This is a genomic window from Serratia sp. LACPHL-BACT-2024-00286 (assembly GCF_043109535.1).
Classification (GTDB): Bacteria; Pseudomonadota; Gammaproteobacteria; order Enterobacterales; family Enterobacteriaceae; genus Serratia; species Serratia sarumanii.
The window spans coordinates 1-18,934 of the sequence record NZ_JBICNA010000008.1 but is presented as its reverse complement, the minus strand read 5'-3'; the positions used below and the strand labels follow the sequence as shown (position 1 = coordinate 18,934).

The 18,934-nt window shown below is 60.0% G+C and carries 21 protein-coding genes; 19 read left to right on the top strand and 2 right to left on the bottom strand.

Annotated features, from left to right (window positions below; translation table 11 throughout):
- The first annotated feature begins 6 nt into the window (after window positions 1-6).
- From tauB to tauD, 3 genes are read left to right on the top strand one after another with little or no spacing between them, the layout of a single operon-like run.
- Window positions 7-774 carry a taurine ABC transporter ATP-binding subunit gene (gene tauB / locus ACF8MC_RS21235; RefSeq protein ID WP_041036970.1) on the top strand — a complete coding sequence of 256 codons (768 nt, stop codon included), beginning with the start codon at window positions 7-9 and terminating at the stop codon, window positions 772-774.
- Entirely contained in the window at window positions 771-1,607 is an 837-nt protein-coding gene (gene tauC / locus ACF8MC_RS21230) for a taurine ABC transporter permease TauC (protein WP_033631937.1), read from the top strand. Before tauB ends, tauC begins: the two co-directional genes overlap by 4 nt.
- Window positions 1,604-2,452 carry a taurine dioxygenase gene (gene tauD / locus ACF8MC_RS21225; protein WP_033654872.1) on the top strand — a complete coding sequence of 283 codons (849 nt, stop codon included), beginning with the start codon at window positions 1,604-1,606 and terminating at the stop codon, window positions 2,450-2,452. Before tauC ends, tauD begins: the two co-directional genes overlap by 4 nt.
- Window positions 2,453-2,455: 3 nt before the next feature.
- Here tauD and ACF8MC_RS21220 read toward each other — a convergent pair whose 3' ends face one another.
- Complete coding sequence (locus tag ACF8MC_RS21220; RefSeq protein ID WP_033649301.1) at window positions 2,456-4,369, bottom strand: ABC transporter ATP-binding protein; 1,914 nt, start codon at window positions 4,367-4,369, stop codon at window positions 2,456-2,458.
- 129 nt (window positions 4,370-4,498) lie between these two features.
- Between ACF8MC_RS21220 and kefG the strand changes: the two genes are divergently transcribed.
- The 7 genes from kefG to ACF8MC_RS21185 all read left to right on the top strand — a co-directional run bounded on the left by kefG (window position 4,499) and on the right by ACF8MC_RS21185 (window position 11,636).
- Window positions 4,499-5,050 carry a glutathione-regulated potassium-efflux system ancillary protein KefG gene (kefG, locus tag ACF8MC_RS21215; RefSeq protein WP_025159909.1) on the top strand — a complete coding sequence of 184 codons (552 nt, stop codon included), beginning with the start codon at window positions 4,499-4,501 and terminating at the stop codon, window positions 5,048-5,050.
- A gap of 2 nt (window positions 5,051-5,052) precedes the next feature.
- Window positions 5,053-6,861: a glutathione-regulated potassium-efflux system protein KefB gene (gene kefB / locus ACF8MC_RS21210; protein WP_060423678.1), complete on the top strand. Its 1,809-nt coding sequence runs from the start codon at window positions 5,053-5,055 to the stop codon at window positions 6,859-6,861.
- A 14-nt stretch (window positions 6,862-6,875) separates the two neighbouring features.
- Window positions 6,876-7,079 carry a YheV family putative zinc ribbon protein gene (locus ACF8MC_RS21205; RefSeq protein ID WP_015379274.1) on the top strand — a complete coding sequence of 68 codons (204 nt, stop codon included), beginning with the start codon at window positions 6,876-6,878 and terminating at the stop codon, window positions 7,077-7,079.
- A gap of 112 nt (window positions 7,080-7,191) precedes the next feature.
- Complete coding sequence (gene slyD / locus ACF8MC_RS21200; RefSeq protein ID WP_033654873.1) at window positions 7,192-7,779, top strand: peptidylprolyl isomerase; 588 nt, start codon at window positions 7,192-7,194, stop codon at window positions 7,777-7,779.
- Between the two features lie 92 nt (window positions 7,780-7,871).
- Window positions 7,872-8,900, top strand: a complete 1,029-nt coding sequence (locus ACF8MC_RS21195; RefSeq protein WP_033654874.1) for a LacI family DNA-binding transcriptional regulator — start codon at window positions 7,872-7,874, stop codon at window positions 8,898-8,900.
- 122 nt (window positions 8,901-9,022) lie between these two features.
- The gene (gene nhaC / locus ACF8MC_RS21190) at window positions 9,023-10,462 is read left to right on the top strand and encodes a Na+/H+ antiporter NhaC (RefSeq protein ID WP_060439492.1); all 1,440 of its coding nucleotides are present in this window, start codon (window positions 9,023-9,025) and stop codon (window positions 10,460-10,462) included.
- A 1-nt stretch (window position 10,463) separates the two neighbouring features.
- Complete coding sequence (locus ACF8MC_RS21185; protein ID WP_164105695.1) at window positions 10,464-11,636, top strand: MalY/PatB family protein; 1,173 nt, start codon at window positions 10,464-10,466, stop codon at window positions 11,634-11,636.
- Window positions 11,637-11,651: 15 nt separating this feature from the next.
- Here ACF8MC_RS21185 and ACF8MC_RS21180 read toward each other — a convergent pair whose 3' ends face one another.
- Window positions 11,652-11,879, bottom strand: coding sequence for a SlyX family protein (locus tag ACF8MC_RS21180; RefSeq protein ID WP_004930414.1), 228 nt, complete (start codon window positions 11,877-11,879; stop codon window positions 11,652-11,654).
- A gap of 356 nt (window positions 11,880-12,235) precedes the next feature.
- Between ACF8MC_RS21180 and fkpA the strand changes: the two genes are divergently transcribed.
- The 9 genes from fkpA to ACF8MC_RS21135 form a co-directional block, all read left to right on the top strand.
- Window positions 12,236-13,075, top strand: a complete 840-nt coding sequence (gene fkpA / locus ACF8MC_RS21175) for an FKBP-type peptidyl-prolyl cis-trans isomerase (protein WP_016930330.1) — start codon at window positions 12,236-12,238, stop codon at window positions 13,073-13,075.
- Window positions 13,076-13,448: 373 nt separating this feature from the next.
- Window positions 13,449-14,171: a transcriptional regulator gene (locus tag ACF8MC_RS21170; RefSeq protein ID WP_004930418.1), complete on the top strand. Its 723-nt coding sequence runs from the start codon at window positions 13,449-13,451 to the stop codon at window positions 14,169-14,171.
- Window positions 14,171-14,560, top strand: a complete 390-nt coding sequence (gene tusD, locus ACF8MC_RS21165) for a sulfurtransferase complex subunit TusD (protein ID WP_049206072.1) — start codon at window positions 14,171-14,173, stop codon at window positions 14,558-14,560. Before ACF8MC_RS21170 ends, tusD begins: the two co-directional genes overlap by 1 nt.
- Window positions 14,561-14,567: 7 nt before the next feature.
- Window positions 14,568-14,927, top strand: a complete 360-nt coding sequence (gene tusC / locus ACF8MC_RS21160; protein ID WP_033636258.1) for a sulfurtransferase complex subunit TusC — start codon at window positions 14,568-14,570, stop codon at window positions 14,925-14,927.
- A 9-nt stretch (window positions 14,928-14,936) separates the two neighbouring features.
- Complete coding sequence (tusB, locus tag ACF8MC_RS21155) at window positions 14,937-15,224, top strand: sulfurtransferase complex subunit TusB (RefSeq protein ID WP_033636257.1); 288 nt, start codon at window positions 14,937-14,939, stop codon at window positions 15,222-15,224.
- Between the two features lie 143 nt (window positions 15,225-15,367).
- On the top strand, window positions 15,368-15,742 hold the full coding sequence (gene rpsL / locus ACF8MC_RS21150) for a 30S ribosomal protein S12 (RefSeq protein ID WP_004930426.1): 375 nt from the start codon (window positions 15,368-15,370) through the stop codon (window positions 15,740-15,742).
- A gap of 96 nt (window positions 15,743-15,838) precedes the next feature.
- Entirely contained in the window at window positions 15,839-16,309 is a 471-nt protein-coding gene (rpsG, locus tag ACF8MC_RS21145; RefSeq protein ID WP_004956203.1) for a 30S ribosomal protein S7, read from the top strand.
- Between the two features lie 93 nt (window positions 16,310-16,402).
- Window positions 16,403-18,517, top strand: coding sequence for an elongation factor G (gene fusA / locus ACF8MC_RS21140; protein ID WP_033636256.1), 2,115 nt, complete (start codon window positions 16,403-16,405; stop codon window positions 18,515-18,517).
- Window positions 18,518-18,587: 70 nt separating this feature from the next.
- Window positions 18,588-18,934, top strand: a 347-nt coding sequence (locus ACF8MC_RS21135) for a GTP-binding protein (protein WP_040232596.1), incomplete at its 3' end; no start/stop codon positions are given.

The window sequence follows — 18,934 nt, the reverse complement described above, 5'->3', positions numbered from 1 at the left end:
AGCAGGATGCTAAACGTCAATCATCTTTCAGCAGAGTATCAGGGGCGGCCCGCGCTGCGTGACGTGTCGTTCCAGATTGCCGCCGGGCAACTGGTGGTGGTGCTCGGCCCGTCGGGCTGCGGCAAGACCACGCTGCTGAATTTGATCGCCGGGTTTATCGAGCCTTCAGCTGGCAGCATCACGCTGGATGGAACGCCCGTTCACGGCCCGAGCGCCGAACGGGGCGTGGTGTTCCAGCATGAGGGTTTACTGCCGTGGCGCAACGTGGTGGACAACGTCGAGTTCGGCCTGCAGCTGGCCGGCGTCGGCAAGGCGCAGCGCCGCCAGGTGGCGGAGCAGATGCTGCAGCGCGTGGGGCTGGCGGGCTATGAACAGCACTTTATCTGGCAGCTTTCCGGCGGCATGCGCCAACGCGTCGGCATCGCCCGCGCCCTGGCCGCCGATCCGCGGCTGTTGTTGTTGGACGAGCCGTTCGGCGCCCTGGACGCGTTCACCCGCGAGCAAATGCAGGAGCTGTTGCTGACCATTTGGCGCGATACCGGCAAACAGGTGCTGCTGATCACCCACGATATCGAAGAGGCGGTGTTCCTCGCCAGCGAGCTGTTGCTGCTGTCGCCGGGGCCGGGGCAGGTGGTGGAGCGGCTGTCGCTGAACTTCGGCCAACGCTATGCCGAAGGCGAAGCCTGCCGCGCCATCAAGTCCGATCCTGAATTTATCGCGCAGCGCGAATACGTGCTGGGCAAAGTTTTCCAACAGCGCGAGGCCTTGCTATGAGCCTGCATTCCACTCTGAAGGCCGCGGCGCAGCCGCAGGGCAAAGCGGCGCGCCGTTTCAGCGTGCCGCGCAACGTTTGGCTGAGCGGCGCCACGCTGTTGACGGTGTTGATCGTCTGGTGGGGCGTGACGGCGCTGCAGCTGATCAGCCCGCTGTTTTTGCCGGCGCCGCAGCAGGTGCTGCACCAGCTGATCACCATCGCCAGCCCGCAAGGCTTTATGGACGCCACGCTGTGGCAACACCTGGCGGCCAGCCTGGGGCGCATTCTGGTAGCGCTGTTGGCGGCGGTGATCGTCGGCATCCCGGTGGGCATCGCCATGGGGCTGAACGACACGGTGCGCGGCATTCTCGATCCGCTGATTGAAATCTATCGCCCGGTGCCGCCGCTGGCCTATCTGCCGCTGATGGTGATTTGGTTCGGCATCGGCGAAACCTCAAAGATCTTACTGATTTATCTGGCGATCTTCGCGCCGGTGACGCTGTCTGCCGTGGCCGGCGTGCGCAGCGTGGCGCAGGTGAGGGTGCGTGCCGCCCGGGCGTTGGGCGCCACGCGTTGGCAGGTGCTGCGTTTCGTGGTGCTACCGAGCGCGCTGCCGGAGATCCTGACCGGTATTCGCATCGGGCTGGGCGTCGGCTGGTCGACGCTGGTGGCCGCCGAACTGATCGCCGCCACGCGCGGCCTGGGATTTATGGTGCAATCCGCCGGTGAGTTTCTGGCGACCGACGTGGTGTTGGCCGGCATCGGCGTGATTGCGGTGATTGCATTTGGGCTGGAGCTGGGGCTGCGTGCCCTGCAGCGCCGATTGACCCCGTGGCATGGAGTACAGCAATGAACGAACGTCTGAATATCACCCCGCTGGGGCCTTACATCGGGGCGCTGGTGGAAAACGTCGAGTTGGCCCGGCCGCTGGGCGACGGCCAGTTTGAGCAGCTTTATCACGCCTTGCTGAAGCATCAGGTGCTGTTCTTCCGCAATCAGCCGATCACCCCGCTGCAGCAGCGCGATCTGGCCGGCCGCTTCGGCGATCTGCATATCCATCCGGTCTATCCGCACGCCACCGACGTGGAAGAGATCATCGTGCTCGATACCCACGACGACAACCCGCCGGACAACGATAACTGGCACACCGACGTGACCTTTATCGACAACCCGCCGCTGGGGGCGATCCTGGCGGCCAAGACCTTGCCTTCCACCGGCGGCGATACGCTGTGGGCCAGCGGCATCGCGGCCTACGAGGCGCTGTCGGCGCCGTTCAGAACGCTGTTGGCGGGGCTGCGTGCGGAGCATGACTTCACCAAGTCGTTCCCGGAACACAAACATCGCGGCAGTGTAGAGGAGCATCAGCGCTGGCAACAGGCGGTGCAGAAAAACCCGCCGCTGCTGCATCCGGTGGTGCGCACCCACCCGGTCAGCGGCCGGCAGGCGCTGTTCGTCAATGAAGGGTTTACCACGCGGATCGTCGATCTGGCGCCGAAAGAGAGCGACGCTTTGCTGAACTTCCTGTTTGCTCACATCACCAAACCGGAGTTTCAGGTGCGCTGGCGCTGGCAGGAAAATGACGTGGCGATCTGGGATAACCGCGTGACGCAGCACTACGCCAACGCGGATTATCTGCCGCAGCGGCGCATCATGCACCGCGCGACCATTCTGGGGGATAGGCCTTTTTACAAGGCCTAAGGCTTAGGCTTCGAACGCCTGCGTTAACTGCTCCAGCTGTTCCTGCGCATCCAGCCAGGTCATCTCCGTCTCTTCCAGCGCGGATTTGGCCTGGCTTTGCTTTTGCAGGCAGTCGGTTAACTCGGCCTTGCGGCTGATGTCGTACAGCGCGGGATCCGCCAGCTGTTCCTCCACCGCCGCCAGTTCGGCGCCCAGTTTTTCCATCTGCTGTTCCAGCTTGGCGATCTGCTTGCGCAGCGGTTGGGTCTGCGTACGGAACTCCGCCTCGCGGCGTTTTTGATCCTTGCGCGCCTGCGCGCTGTTGCCGCCGCTCTCTTTTTCCGGCGTGTCCTGCTGGCTTTCCTGGCGCTGCAGGTCGACAAGCCACTGCTGGTAGTCGTCGAGATCGCCCTCGAAAGGCTCGACCTGGCCGTCGTGCACCAGGTACAGATCGTCGGTGGTGGAGCGCAGCAGGTGACGGTCGTGCGAGACCACCACCAACGCGCCTTCGAAATCGATCAGCGCCTCGGTCAGCGCCTGGCGCATGTCGAGATCCAGGTGGTTGGTCGGTTCATCGAGCAGCAGCAGGTTAGGGCGCTGCCAGACGATCAGCGCCAGCACCAGCCGCGCCTTCTCGCCGCCGGAGAAGCGTTCGGTCACTTCGCTGACCTTGTCGCCCTGGAAACCGAAGCCGCCCAGATAGTCGCGCAGCTGCTGTTCCAGCACCCGTGGTGCGATGCGGCTCAGGTGCTGCAGCGGCGATTCGTCGGCGCGCAGGAATTCCAGCTGGTGCTGGGCGAAGTAACCCAGCTTGATGCCTTTCGCCAGGCCAATCTCGCCGCTCAGCGGCTCCAGGGTGCCGGCCAGCAGTTTGATCAGCGTGGATTTACCGGCGCCGTTGCGGCCGAGCAGGCCAATGCGCGAGCCGGGCACCAGGTTCAGCTTGATTGACTTCAGGATCACTTTATCGCCATACCCGGCGCTGACTTTGTCCATGCGCAGCAGCGGGTTCGGCAGGCTTTCCGGCGGACGGAAGCTGAAGGTGAACGGGTTGTCGACGTGCGCCGGGGCGATCAGCTCCATGCGCTCCAGCATCTTGATGCGGCTCTGCGCCTGCTTGGCCTTGGTGGCCTGCGCGCGGAAACGGTCGATATAGCTTTGCAGGTGCGCCACTTTCTCTTGCTGATGCTGATACAGCGACTGTTGCTGCGCCAGCTTGGTGGCGCGCTGGCGTTCGAACGACGAATAGTTGCCGGTGTACTCATTGATCGTCTGCTGTTCGATATGCAGGATCTTGTCGACGATCGGATCGAGGAAGTCGCGGTCGTGCGAGATCAGCACCAGCGTGCCGGGATAGCTTTTCAGCCAGCGCTCCAGCCAGATCACCGCATCGAGATCCAGGTGGTTGGTCGGTTCGTCGAGCAGCAGCAGATCGGAACGGCACACCAGCGCCTGCGCCAGGTTGAGGCGCATGCGCCAGCCGCCGGAAAAGTCGCGCACCGGGCTTTGCAGCTGTTCGTTGGAGAAGCCGAGGCCGTGCAGCAGGCTGGCGGCGCGGGAACGGATGGTCCAGGCGTCGATGGCGTCCAGCTTGCCGTGCAGGGTAGCGATGGCGTGGCCGTCGTTGCGGTCGTTGGCCGCCTGCAATTCGGCTTCGAGCTGGCGAAACTCGCGGTCGCCGTCGATAACATACTCGATCGCCGGCACGTCCAGCGCCGGCGTCTCCTGGTTGACCCAGGCCAGCGCCCAGTTGCCGGGGAAGGTAAAGCTGCCGCCATCCGCCGCGATCTCGCCCTTCAGCAGCGACAGCAGCGTGGATTTGCCGCAGCCGTTTTTGCCCACCAGGCCGACCTTCTGACCTGGATTAACCGTCGCCGTGGCGTTGTCCAGCAGGACGCGGATGCCGCGTCGGATTTGTAGCGAGGAGAATACAATCATAAAGCGCCGTATGTTCAGAGTATGTTAAATTATCATTAAGGTAACAGAACGCGCACCGCGCGCTGTTTTTGTCTTTGCGATGCATGGTAACGGAAAACCGCTACCCTGACGACGCTTTGGAGGGGAATGATGTCGCAGCCGCCCAAGGTCTTGCTGCTGTATGCCCATCCGGAATCTCATGACTCGGTGGCGAACCGGGTTTTGCTTCGACCGGCGCAGCAGTTGGAACATGTCACCGTGCACGATCTCTACGCGCACTATCCCGATTTTTTTATCGATATCCATCACGAACAACAGCTGCTGCGTGAGCATCAGGTCATCGTGTTTCAGCACCCGCTGTATACTTACAGCTGCCCGGCGCTGCTGAAGGAGTGGCTGGATCGCGTGCTGTCGCGCGGCTTCGCCAGCGGGGTGGGCGGCAATGCGCTGGCGGGTAAATACTGGCGCTCGGTGATCACCACCGGTGAGCCGGAAGGCGCCTACCGCACCGGCGGTTATAACCACTATCCGATGGAAGATATCCTGCGGCCGTTCGAGTTGACCGCCGGGATGTGCCATATGCATTGGCTGACGCCGTTCGTGGTCTATTGGGCGCGGCGGCAGAAGCCGGAGGTGCTGCGCAGCCATGCGGACGCCTACGGCGAGTGGCTGAGCCACCCGCTGCCGCACGGAGGGCGGTGACGATGGAAGGATCGACCTTACTGACCGCCATTTTGCTGTTCCTGTTCGCCGCGGTGGTGACGGTGCCGATCGCCCGTCGCCTGGGGATCGGCGCGGTGCTGGGCTATCTGATCGCCGGCATCGCCATCGGCCCCTGGGGATTGGGCTTCATTCGCGACGTCGACGAGATCCTGCATTTCTCCGAGCTGGGCGTGGTGTTCCTGATGTTCATCATCGGCCTGGAGCTGAACCCCAGCAAGCTGTGGGAGCTGCGGCGCTCGATCTTCGGCGCCGGCGCCGGCCAGGTGTTGATCACCGCGGCGGTGCTGGGCGCGTTGCTGTATCTGACGCACTTCGCCTGGCAGGCGGCGGTGATCGGCGGTATCGGCCTGGCGATGTCTTCCACCGCCATGGCGCTGCAGCTGATGCGCGAGAAGGGCATGAACCGCAACGAAGGGGGGCAGCTCGGCTTCTCGGTGCTGCTGTTCCAGGATATGGCGGTGATCCCGGCGTTGGCGCTGATCCCCATTCTGGCCGGCGCCGGCGGAACCAGCGACGACTGGGCGAAGATCGCGCTCAAGGTGGCGGCGTTCGGCGGCATGCTGATCGGCGGCCGCTTCCTGCTGCGGCCGCTGTTCCGCTATATCGCCGCTTCCGGCGTGCGCGAGATCTTCACCGCCGCGGCGCTGTTGCTGGTGCTCGGCTCGGCGCTGTTTATGGAGACGCTTGGCCTGTCGATGGCGCTCGGCACCTTCATCGCCGGGGTGCTGCTGGCGGAGAGCGAATACCGCCACGAACTGGAGATTTCCATCGAGCCGTTTAAAGGGCTGCTGCTGGGGCTGTTCTTTATCTCGGTGGGCATGGTGTTGAATATCGGCGTGCTCTACACCAATCTGGCCGAGGTGTTGATCGGCGTGCTGGCGCTGGTGGCGATCAAATCCGGCGTGCTCTACGGGGTGTCGCGTCTGTTTGGCCTGCGCAGTTCGGTGCGCCTGCAGTTCGCCGGGGTGCTCAGCCAGGGCGGCGAGTTCGCCTTCGTGCTGTTTTCTGCGGCGGGCGCGCAAAAGGTGCTGCAGCCGGATCAACTCTCCTTGCTGCTGGTGGTGGTGACGCTGTCGATGATGACCACGCCGCTGCTGATGCAGGCCATCGACCGCATTTTGGCGCGTCGCTATAACGCCAAGGGCGAAGAAGAGGAAACGCCGTACGTAGAGGACGACGATCCGCAGGTGATCATCGTCGGCTTCGGGCGTTTCGGCCAGGTGATCGGCCGCCTGTTGATGGCCAACAAAATGCGCATTACCGTACTGGAGCGCGATGTCAGCGCCGTCGGCGTGCTGCGGCGTTACGGTTACCAGGTTTATTACGGCGACGCCACCGAGCTGGAGCTGCTGCGCGCGGCGGGCGCCGAGAAGGCCAAGTCGATCGTGATCACCTGCAATGAGCCGGAAGACACCATGGAGATCGTGCGGCTGTGCCAGCAGCACTTCCCGAATCTGAGCATTCTGGCGCGGGCGCGCGGCCGCGTGGAGGCGCATGAGTTGCTGCAGGCGGGCGTGAAGCAGTTCAGCCGCGAGACCTTCTCCAGCGCGCTGGAACTGGGGCGCAAAGCGCTGATGGAGTTGGGCATGCACCCGCATCAGGCCTTCCGCGCCCAGCAGCATTTCCGCCGCCTGGATATGCGCATGCTGCGTGAACTGATGCCGCCGCATCAGGGCGACGTGGCGCAAATTTCCCGCGTGAAAGAGGCGCGGCGCGAGCTGGAAGAGCTGTTCCATCGCGAAATGCAAAAAGAAAGTCGCCAGTTCGACGGCTGGGACGAATACGAATAAGCGGGAGCATAACGATGTCTGCAACACGTAAGAGATTTATCGCCGGGGCGGTGTGCCCGAGCTGCAGCGCCATGGATACGCTGGCGGTATGGCGGGAGGATCAGGTGGAGGTGGTGGAGTGCGTCAAGTGCGGCCACCATCAGCGCCAGACCGAACAACAGGTGGAAAAACACGTTCGCCCGCAAGAGCAGGTGATCGGCATTTTCCAGCCGAAGTAGCGTTTTTTTATCCCGGAGGGTACAGCGAGGCAGATTTCCGTTACAATCTGTCCGGAAAAGGCGCGCATCCCGATAACGGTGCGCGTCCTAGTAGCCAACGGTAGGAGATATCATGAAAGTAGCAAAAGACTTGGTGGTCAGCCTGGCTTACCAAGTACGTACAGAAGACGGTGTTTTGGTTGATGAGTCTCCGGTGAGCGCACCGCTGGACTATCTGCACGGGCATGGTTCTCTGATCGCAGGTCTGGAAAAAGCACTCGAAGGCCACGACGTTGGCGATCGTTTTGACGTTCACGTCGGCGCGAACGACGCGTACGGCAACTACGACGAAAACCTGGTGCAGCGCGTACCGAAAGACGTCTTCATGGGCGTTGATGAACTGCAGGTCGGCATGCGTTTCCTGGCTGACACCGATCAGGGCCCGGTACCGGTTGAAATCACCGAAGTTGACGGCGACCACGTGGTGGTTGACGGCAACCACATGCTGGCCGGCCAAAACCTGAACTTCAACGTGGAAGTTGTCGCGATCCGCGAAGCGACCGCAGAAGAACTGGCGCACGGTCACGTACACGGCGAGCACGACCATCACCACGAACACGGTGACGGCTGCTGCGGCGGTCACGGCCACAGCCACGATCACGACCATGGTCACGACCACGGTAAAGGCGGTTGCGGTAACGGCGGCTGCGGCTGCCACTAAGCAGATCGCAGTGACGAGACAAGAGGGCGGCCATCGGCTGCCCTTTTTTATGCGCGGCGCACCGGGCGCCGAACGGCACAACAGGACATGCCATGGCCACCATGAAAGACGTGGCGCGGCGCGCCGGCGTTTCCACGGCCACCGTCAGCCGGGTGATCAATAATACCGCCTACGTTGAACCGGTGACCCGCGAACGCGTCGAGAAAGCGATGCGCGAGTTTAACTACCACCGCAACGCCGCCGCGCTGGCGCTGGCGAAAAGAAGCGGCAATATGCTGGGATTGCTGACCGGCAATCTCGACGATCCGTTTTTCTCGCGTCTGGCGCGGGGCGTGGAAGACATCACGCGGCAGGCCGGCGTGCGGTTGATGTTATGCAGCGGCGGGCATCAGGCCGAGCTGGAAAAAAGCGGCCTCGATTTTCTCATCAATCAGGGATGTGAAGCCATCGTGGCGCACGTCACGCGCATGGGGGAGGAGGCGCTGCTGCGCTACGCCGCCCATACGCCCGCGCTGGTGCTGATCAATCGTTATCTGCCCGCCATCGCCAACCGTTGCATCTGGCTCGACAACGCCAATGCGGCGCAGACGGCGACCGAGCTGCTCATACGCCAGGGGCATCGAAGAATTGCCTGCGTGACGGCGGATCTGCCGATCGACGATCGCGCGCAGCGGCTAGCGGGTTACCGCCAGGCCATGGCCGCCGCCGGCATTGAGGTGCCCGGCAGCTGGATCATCAGCGTGCCCTTCAACGAGCGAGGGGGCGAACTGGCGGCCGAGCGCGTTCTGGCCAGCGACCAACGCTTCACCGCTGCAGTGACGTTCAACGACGTGATGGCCGCCGGCATGATGCGCACCTGCCATCAACGGCAAGTTCAACTGCCCCAGGCGCTGTCGATCGTCGGCTTTGACGACATTGCCCTGGCGAAATATCTCCATCCTTCGTTGACCACCGTGCATTACCCGATCGAGAAAATGGCCCGACGCGCTGCGCGCCTAGCGCTGCAGATCCACAGCGGCAGCGACGTTGCGCCGCAGAACAACCGCTTTTCGGCCGAACTTATCCTGCGAGACTCCGTAACCGACGGTGAGGCGCATGCGCAAAGCAAGCGCGGCGAATGAGAGACGGCTCACACAACGCTACCTCATGAAACCGATTACATGGCCGATTGCCTGCGCTCACATCCTCCGATTATCGAAGCCATTACGCTGTTGCAGTACCCCATCTTCAACAGGAGCCGTATATGGATAATAAGAAAACGCTCAACCTTGGGTTGGCGACGCTGCCGATTGTGGCCATGCTGTTGCTGCTCATCATCGGCTATGGTCAGTTTGGCCTGCGCATTGAACCGCTGCTGCTGGTTTCCGCCGCCATCGCCGCCGCCTTGGCCTGGTGGCAAGGCTACCGCTGGGACGACATCATCGAGGCCATCGTGGCCAAGCTGGCGAAGGCGATGCCGGTTATCCTGATCCTGATCTGCGTGGGTGGCCTGATCGGCACCTGGATGATCAGCGGCACAATCCCTTACATGGTGTACTGGGGGCTGAAGCTGATCAGCCCGCAATACATTCTGATCGCCGCATTCTTCATCACCAGCGTGATCTCGGTGTGCACCGGCACTTCTTGGGGAGCGGCCGGCACCGTGGGCGTGGCGCTGATGGGCGTGGCCGCCGGTCTGGACGTGCCGCTGGCCGCCGCGGCCGGGGCGGTGGTGTCCGGCGCTTACTTCGGCGACAAAATTTCGCCGTTGTCCGATTCGACCAACTTCGCGGCCATCGTCGCGGATACCGATCTCTACAGCCATATCCAGCATCTGATGTACACGACGTTGCCGAGCTTCATCCTGGCCGCCGTGGTGTACCTGATCGCCGGCCACACCGGTGCGGTGGGCAGCGTGGCAACGCCGGAAAAAGTGACCGAAATCGTCGGCGCGCTCGAGGGGCTGTACCACTTCAATCTGCTGCTGATCCTGCCGCCGGTGCTGGTGCTGTGGGGCGCGGTGACCAAACGGCCGGTGATCCCCGTCATGCTGGCCGCCTGCGCGCTGGCGATCGCCATCGGCGTCGCGCTGCAGGGTTTTAGCCTGCAGCAGGGGCTGAATGCGTTGATGGACGGTTTCAATCTGTCGATGTTTGCCGCTCAGGGCCACAACGTCGAGGGTATCGTCGCCGATGTGCCGCGCCTGCTGAACCGCGGTGGCATGTTCTCGATGATGAGTACGATCCTGCTGGTGTTCTGCGCCTTTTCCTTCGCCGGCGCTCTGACGCTGACCGGCGCGCTGACGGTGATCATCAGCCGGCTGCTGAAAGTGGTGCACACCACCGGCCAGCTGATCGCCGCCACCGTTGCCACCACTATCCTGGTGACCGGCGCGACCAGCGACGGCAAGCTGGCGCTGCTGATTCCGGCGGAGCTGTTCAAAGGGGCCTATCGACGCATGGGGCTGGACAACAAAAATCTGTCGCGCACCGTCGAAGATGCGGGCACCGTCATCGAACCGCTGATCCCGTGGACGGCCGCCGGCATTTACATGGCCACCACGCTGGGGGTCAGCACCCTCGATCTGCTGCCGTGGGCGATCCAATGTTATGCCGCGGTGGTGTTCGCCCTGATTTATGGGTTCACCGGCTTCGGTATCGCCAAACTCCAACCTCAGAACGACTTGCAGAGTAAGGAAGCCTGACATGACGAGTCATTTCAACGCCATCATCGATCGCCACAACACCGGCTCCGTGAAGTGGGACTTCATCGACCGCTATCTGCAACTGGACGGCAGCGAACTGTTGCCGATGTGGGTGTCCGATTTCGACTTTCCGTGCCCGCCAGAGGTGCAGCAGGCGCTGCATCAGCGGGTGGACCACGGCGTCTTTGGCTACAGCGAACGCGACGACGCTTACTATGAGGCAGCGATCGACTGGTTTGCCAAGCGGCACGGCTTGCCGCTGCGGCGCGAGTGGTTCACGTCGATTGAAGGGGTGGTGCCGGGGCTGGCGATGCTGATCCAACTGCTCAGCAAGCCGGGGGACGGGGTGGTGGTGCAGGGGCCGTATTATGGCTCGTTCGCCAAGATAGTCACCATGAACGGCAGAGAGGTGATTGAAAACCCGCTGCGGGAAACCCCGCAGGGATACCGGATCGATTTCGACCAGCTGGCCGCCTGCCTGGCGCAGCGTAAACCGCCGCTGTTATTGCTGTGCAACCCGCACAATCCAACCGGCCGTTGCTGGCGCCGCGATGAACTGGAGCGGCTCATGGCGCTCTGCCACGCCCACGACGTTACGGTGATCTCCGATGAAATTTGGGCCGACCTGCTGCTGCCCGGCGAGACGTTTACGTCGGTGTTGCATCTGGGCGAGGAATATCGCGAGCGGGTGATTGCGGCGACGTCCGCCAGCAAAACGTTCGGCCTTTCCTCGCTGCGCATTTCGAATTTCCTGATCCCCAACGCCCGGCTTCGGCAGGCGTTTGTCGATCGGCTGAACGCCCACGGGCTGGATGTATTCAACGCGCTGTCGATGACGGCGGCGACCGCGGCCTATCAACGGGGCGCTGCCTGGCTTGATGAGCTGCTCGACTACCTGGCGGAGAATCGGCGTTGGTTTGAGCAGGCGCTGGCGGCCGCCGCGCCCTGGTGCGCGATGACCCAGGCTGAAGGGACCTATCTCGCCTGGCTGGATTGCCGCTCGCTGGGTTTGAGCGATACAGACTTGCAGCAGGCGCTGGTGGCGGTGGCGAAGCTGGCGCCGTCGATGGGCAGCGGTTTCGGCCCGCAGGGGCGCGGTTTTATCCGCATCAACCTGGGGTGCCCGCGCCGGTATCTCGAGCGTGCCGTCGAAGGGTTGGCACGCCTGAAATAACCGCATAGCGAGCCCTCAATAGTGCGGCGGAGGGGTTTCTTCCGATTGCGAGGCGATCATTGAGGTTTGGGTCGAGCGCAGCTTGTCGGTCAACATGCGCAGGTGTTCGCGCATCTTCAGCATTTCCATTTGATGCTGAATGACGGTCTGGTTGAGCTCTTCGATGGTGAGCTCTTGGAAGGCCTGGCGGCTTTCCAGTTCTTCAAGCCGCTGTAGCAGGCGTTGAATGTCGGCGTTGTGCATGAGGCTACCTCTGACGCGATAAAATCCTGATTCGGCGCTATGGTAACAGCTGGCGCCGGGTTTGCTCGCGCTATTTCTCCAGACGGCGCGCAACGTTGCGATCGACAGTGTAAAGTGCTGAAAAGTTGCACGCTCGATCTGCCGTTTTTTGCGAGCCTGGCCGAATATTCCGCAAGAAAAATCTGATTTATCATGGGAGTAGCACGCAGGGGGAAACTTCTTGGCAAAGCTGGAGTCACACTTTGACTCGATTGGTTACCTGTGCGACTGTTTTGTTTTGTTTCAGGCAGCTATAGTAGCCCGGTTATCTTACCTAATGATTGTTTGGGGCATTGCTTCAGACACTGGAGAAATGGATGAAATCTTTGTTTAAAGTCACGCTTCTGGCAACCACCATGGCTTTTGCTCTGAATGCGACCCAGGTCATGGCAGCCGATGCCGCCAAACCGGCAGAAGCCGCTAAACCAGCGGACGCGGCAGCAGCACCGAGCACCGGCAAGTTCAAAAACGACGACGAGCAAGCGGCCTACGCACTGGGCGCCTCTCTCGGCCGTTACATGGACAACTCTCTGAAAGAGCAAGAGAAGCTGGGCATCAAGCTGGACAAAGATCAGCTGATTGCCGGCGTTCAGGACGCGTTCGCCAACAAGAGCAAGCTGAACGACGCCGACATCGAGAAGACCCTGCAGGGCTTCGAAGCGCGCGTGAAGGCTTCCGCTCAGGCGAAGATGGAGCAGGACGCCAAGGACAACGAAACCAAAGGCGCCAAGTACCGCGATAGCTTCGCTAAAGAAAAAGGCGTGAAGAAAACCGAATCCGGCCTGCTGTACCAGGTAGAGAAGCCGGGCGCGGGTGAAGCGCCGAAAGACAGCGACACCGTGGTGGTGAACTACAAAGGCACCCTGACCGACGGTACCGAGTTCGATAACTCCTACACCCGCGGCGAGCCGCTGTCGTTCCGTCTGGACGGCGTGATCCCAGGCTGGACCGAAGGCCTGAAGCACATCAAGAAAGGCGGCAAAATCAAGCTGGTGATCCCACCGGCGCTGGCCTACGGCAAAACCGGCGTTCCGGGCATCCCGGCTAACTCCACGCTGGTCTTCGACGTTGAGCTGCTGGACGTGAAAGCGGCGCCGAAAGCCGACGCTAAAGCCGAAAAACCGGCGGACGCGAAAGCAGACGCCAAAGCGAAATAACATCGCCGCTTTGTTTGCCACCGCCGCGGATGCCCTCCGCGGCGGTTTTCATTTCGGCAGCCGCCGCCTCTCTCTCCATTGAACGCTTGACGCCTGCCGGGCATCGGGCTTAACGTCAATACCACGCGCAAACGCAAGGACTTTGCTCCGGCCGCTTTGCTAGACTAATAATTCTGACTTATCAGTCATGCGTCTGCCCCTTAGGGCGTGTACCTAAAATTGTTCCCGGCCACCTCGCCCGCGGATGTCATCGTGCCGTTTGATGGCGCTCTCAGCCGGCCGCGCTGCGGCGTGCCGACGACGGCAGCGATCCGGTTCGAGCGGTTTTAGCTGCGCCCCCTGGCACAGGCGATCTATGAGGGTGGTATCTTCGATGTCGAATTCGCTTTTATCCAGCGAAGCCAGCGAACTTGATTTGCTGAATGAACGTCCGTTTACTCAAACGGATCATGAAATCCTGAAATCCTATGAAGCGGTGGTCGACGGGCTGGCGATGTTGATCGGCGGCCACTGCGAGATCGTACTGCACGCGCTGGAAGACCTGAACAGCTCAGCGGTACGCATCGCCAACGGTGAACATACCGGGCGTAAAATCGGCTCGCCGATCACCGATCTGGCGCTGCGCATGCTGCACGACATGGCCGGCGACGACAGCAGCGTGTCGAAAGCCTACTTTACCCGCGCCAAGAGCGGCGTGTTGATGAAGTCGGTGACCATCGCCATTCGCAATCGCGAGCAGCGGGTGATCGGCTTGCTGTGCATCAACATGAACCTCGACGTACCGTTTTCGCAGATCATGCAGACCTTTATGCCGCCGGCCACGCAGGACGTGCCGTCGTCGGTGAATTTTGCGTCTTCCGTCGACGATCTGGTGGCGCAGACGCTGGAGTTCACCATCGAAGAGGTGAACGCCGACCGCTCGGTGTCCAATAACGCCAAGAACCGCCAGGTGGTGCTCAACCTCTATGAGAAAGGCATCTTCGACATCAAGGATGCGATCAACCAGGTGGCGGATCGCCTGAACATCTCCAAACACACCGTGTATCTGTACATCCGCCAGTTCAAGAGCGGCGATCTGTTGGGAAGCGACCGTTGATGCTCGATTATTGCCTGTTGGTCACCGGCCCGGCTTACGGCACGCAGCAGGCCAGCAGCGCCTATCAGTTCGCTCAGGCTTTGTTGGCGAAAGGGCACCGGCTTTCCAGCGTCTTTTTCTACCGTGAGGGCGTGCTGAACGCCAACCAGCTGACCGCGCCCGCCAGCGACGAGTTCGACCTGGTGCGCGGTTGGACGCAACTGGCGCAGCAACACGGCGTAGCGCTCAACGTCTGCGTAGCCGCCGCGTTGCGCCGTGGGGTCACCGACGAGAAGGAGGCGGCGCAACAGGGGCTGGCAAGCGCCAACCTGCAGCCTGGCTTTACCCTGAGCGGGCTGGGTTCCCTGGCCGAAGCGTCGCTGAGTTGCGACCGTCTGGTGCAGTTCTGAGGATATGATGAAACGAGTCGCTTTTGTTTTCACCCACGGGCCGCACGGCGGCGCCGGCGGCAGGGAAGGGCTGGATGCGCTGCTCGCCACGTCGGCGCTCAGTGAAGATTTGGGGGTGTTTTTTGTCGGCGACGGCGTATTGCAGCTGTTGCCGGGCCAGCAACCGGAAAAGATTTTGGCGCGCAATTACATCGCCACCTTCGGCGTGCTGCCGCTGTATGACGTGGAGCGGTGCTATCTGTGCCAGGCTTCGCTGCAGGAGCGTGGGCTGAGCCAGGTGACCGATTGGGTGCTGGATGCCGAGGTGCTGGCGCCGGACGAACTGCGCCGCGAACTGGCCGGCTACGACGCCGTGATGACGTTTTAGGATCCTCTGATGCTGTATACCCTGAGCCACTCGCCAAACCAATGTGACTTGCCTGCGCTGCTGCGCCTGACGGCGGAGGGTGACGCGCTGCTGCTGCTGCAGGACGGCGTGCTTGCAGGCCTTGCCGGCAGCGCCCATCTTGAATCGCTGCTCGCCGCCCCCATATCCCTTTATGCGCTGCAGGACGACCTGGAAGCCCGGGGATTGGTCGGTCATTTTTCGCACAAAATCACTGTCGTCGGCTATAATCACTTCGTTGAATTAACCGAACAACACCGCAGCCAAATGGCCTGGTAATGAGAGTGATGTTGTATATTTCTTGACACCCATACTGGTCAGCCCTAAAATTCTGCGTCCTCGTACTTTGCCAATAGTGCATACGAGGGGATTTATCACATGTTTACGAAGCTAGTACGAAGCAAAAACCAGGAGCTTTTTTAATGGCAACAATTAACCAGCTGGTTCGCAAACCACGCTCTGTGAAGGCTGCTAAAAGCAACGTTCCAGCGCTGGAAGCCTGCCCGCAGAAACGTGGCGTATGCACCCGCGTATACACCACTACCCCGAAAAAACCAAACTCCGCACTGCGTAAAGTTTGCCGTGTGCGTTTGACCAACGGTTTCGAAGTGACTTCCTACATCGGTGGCGAAGGCCACAACCTGCAGGAACACTCCGTAATCCTGATCCGTGGCGGTCGTGTAAAAGACCTGCCAGGTGTGCGTTACCACACCGTCCGTGGTGCACTTGACTGCTCCGGTGTTAAAGACCGTAAGCAAGCTCGTTCCAAGTACGGCGTGAAGAAGCCAAAGGCTTAATGGTTCTCCGTTAAGTAAGGCCAAACGTTTTAACTTTAATGTCAAAATAAACTCGTAGAGTTTTGGACAATCCTGAATTAACAACGGAGTATTTCCATGCCACGTCGTCGCGTAATCGGCCAACGTAAAATCCTGCCAGATCCTAAGTTCGGATCTGAGCTGCTGGCCAAATTTGTAAATATCCTGATGGTAGACGGTAAAAAATCTACTGCAGAAGCAATCGTCTATACCGCGCTGGAGACCCTGGCTCAGCGTTCTGGTAAAGATCACCTGGAAGCTTTCGAAGTCGCTCTCGACAACGTTCGCCCGACTGTAGAAGTTAAGTCGCGTCGCGTTGGCGGTTCTACTTATCAGGTACCAGTTGAAGTCCGCCCGGTTCGCCGTAATGCTCTGGCAATGCGTTGGATCGTTGATGCTGCACGTAAACGCGGTGATAAATCCATGGCTCTGCGCCTGGCGAACGAGCTGTCTGACGCAGCAGAGAACAAAGGTTCTGCTGTTAAGAAGCGTGAAGACGTTCACCGTATGGCCGAAGCCAACAAGGCGTTCGCCCACTACCGCTGGTAATCACCCGGCTGTAGTCATGCTAACCAAGCGGGCGCGTCAAATCGGCCCGCTTGGGTTAACTGAACTTGAACGCCCTAGGAATAGAGGAATCAAATGGCTCGTACAACACCCATTGCACGCTACCGCAACATCGGTATCAGTGCTCACATCGACGCCGGTAAAACCACCACTACCGAACGTATTCTGTTCTACACCGGTGTAAACCACAAAATCGGTGAAGTTCATGACGGCGCTGCCACCATGGACTGGATGGAACAGGAGCAGGAGCGTGGTATTACCATCACTTCTGCAGCGACTACTGCCTTCTGGTCTGGTATGGCCAAGCAGTTCGAACCGCATCGCGTAAACATCATCGACACCCCAGGGCACGTTGACTTCACCATCGAAGTAGAACGTTCCATGCGTGTGCTGGATGGCGCGGTAATGGTTTACTGTGCTGTTGGTGGTGTTCAGCCACAGTCTGAAACCGTATGGCGTCAGGCTAACAAATACAAAGTGCCACGTATCGCGTTCGTTAACAAAATGGACCGTATGGGCGCTAACTTCCTGAAAGTTGTAGGCCAGATCAAATCTCGTCTGGGCGCCAACCCTGTTCCTCTGCAGCTGGCTATCGGCGCAGAAGACAAATTCACTGGCGTTATCGACCTGGTGAAAATGAAGGCGATCAACTGGAACGAAGAAGACGCAGGCGTAACCTTCGAATACGAAGACGTCCCGGCTGACATGATGGATCTGGCTGAAGAATGGCGCCAGAACCTGATCGAGTCCGCTGCGGAAGCTTCCGAAGAGCTGATGGAAAAATACTTGGGCGGCGAAGAGCTGACCGAGGAAGAAATCAAAACTGCTCTGCGTCAGCGCGTGCTGAACAACGAAATCATCCTGGTTACCTGCGGTTCTGCGTTCAAGAACAAAGGCGTGCAGGCGATGCTGGATGCGGTAATCGAATACCTGCCGGCACCAACTGACGTTCCTGCGATCAACGGTATCCTGGACGACGGTAAAGACACTCCGGCTGAGCGTCACGCAAGTGATGACGAGCCGTTCTCTGCTCTGGCGTTCAAAATCGCTACCGACCCGTTCGTGGGTAACTTGACCTTCTTCCGCGTGTACTCCGGCGTTGTTAACTCCGGCGACACCGTGCTGAACTCCGTTAAGTCTGCGCGCGAGCGTTTCGGCCGTATCGTTCAGATGCACGCTAACAAGCGTGAAGAGATCAAAGAAGTTCGCGCAGGCGACATCGCCGCTGCGATCGGTCTGAAAGACGTGACCACCGGGGACACCCTGTGTGATCCAGACTCTCCAATCATCCTGGAGCGTATGGAATTCCCTGAGCCGGTAATCTCTATCGCCGTTGAACCGAAAACCAAAGCTGACCAGGAAAAAATGGGTCTGGCTCTGGGCCGTCTGGCTAAAGAAGACCCGTCATTCCGCGTATGGACTGACGAAGAGTCTAACCAGACCATCATCGCCGGTATGGGTGAACTGCACCTCGACATCATCGTTGACCGCATGAAGCGTGAATTCAACGTTGAAGCTAACGTGGGCAAACCTCAGGTAGCTTACCGCGAAGCGATTCGCGCGAAGATTACCGATGTTGAAGGTAAGCACGCCAAGCAGTCTGGTGGTCGCGGTCAGTACGGTCACGTTGTGATCGACATGTACCCACTGGAGCCGGGCTCTAACCCGAAAGGTTACGAGTTCATCAACGACATCAAAGGCGGCGTAATTCCTGGCGAATACATCCCTGCCGTTGATAAAGGCATCCAGGAGCAGCTGAAGTCTGGTCCGTTGGCTGGTTACCCGGTAGTAGACATGGGTATTCGTCTGCACTTCGGTTCTTACCACGACGTTGACTCCTCTGAACTGGCGTTTAAACTGGCCGCGTCTATCGCCTTTAAAGAAGGCTTTAAGAAAGCGAAACCAGTTCTGCTTGAGCCTATCATGAAGGTTGAAGTTGAGACTCCAGAAGAGAACACCGGTGACGTTATCGGTGACTTGAGCCGTCGTCGCGGCATGCTGCGCGGTCAGGAATCTGAAGTGACTGGCGTTAAGATCCACGCTGAAGTACCGTTGTCCGAAATGTTCGGCTACGCAACTCAGCTGCGTTCTCTGACTAAAGGTCGCGCATCATACACCATGGAATTCCTGAAGTATGATGATGCACCGAACAACGTCGCTCAGGCCGTAATCGAAGCCCGTGGCAAATAAGCCGCAGGGTTAAAACCAAAGTCCCGTGCTCTCTCCAGAAGGGGAGAGCGCTATAGTAAGGAATATAGCCGTGTCTAAAGAAAAATTTGAACGTACAAAACCGCACGTTAACGTTGGTACTATCGGCCACGTTGACCACGGTAAAACTACCCTGACTGCAGCGATCACCACCGTTCTGGCTAAAACCTACGGCGGTTCTGCACGTGCTTTCGATCAGATCGATAACGCGCCAGAAGAAAAAGCTCGTGGTATCACCATCAACACCTCTCACGTTGAGTATGACACCCCGACTCGTCACTACGCGCACGTTGACTGCCCAGGGCACGCCGACTACGTGAAAAACATGATCACCGGTGCTGCTCAGATGGACGGCGCGATCCTGGTAGTTGCTGCGACTGACGGCCCAATGCCTCAGAC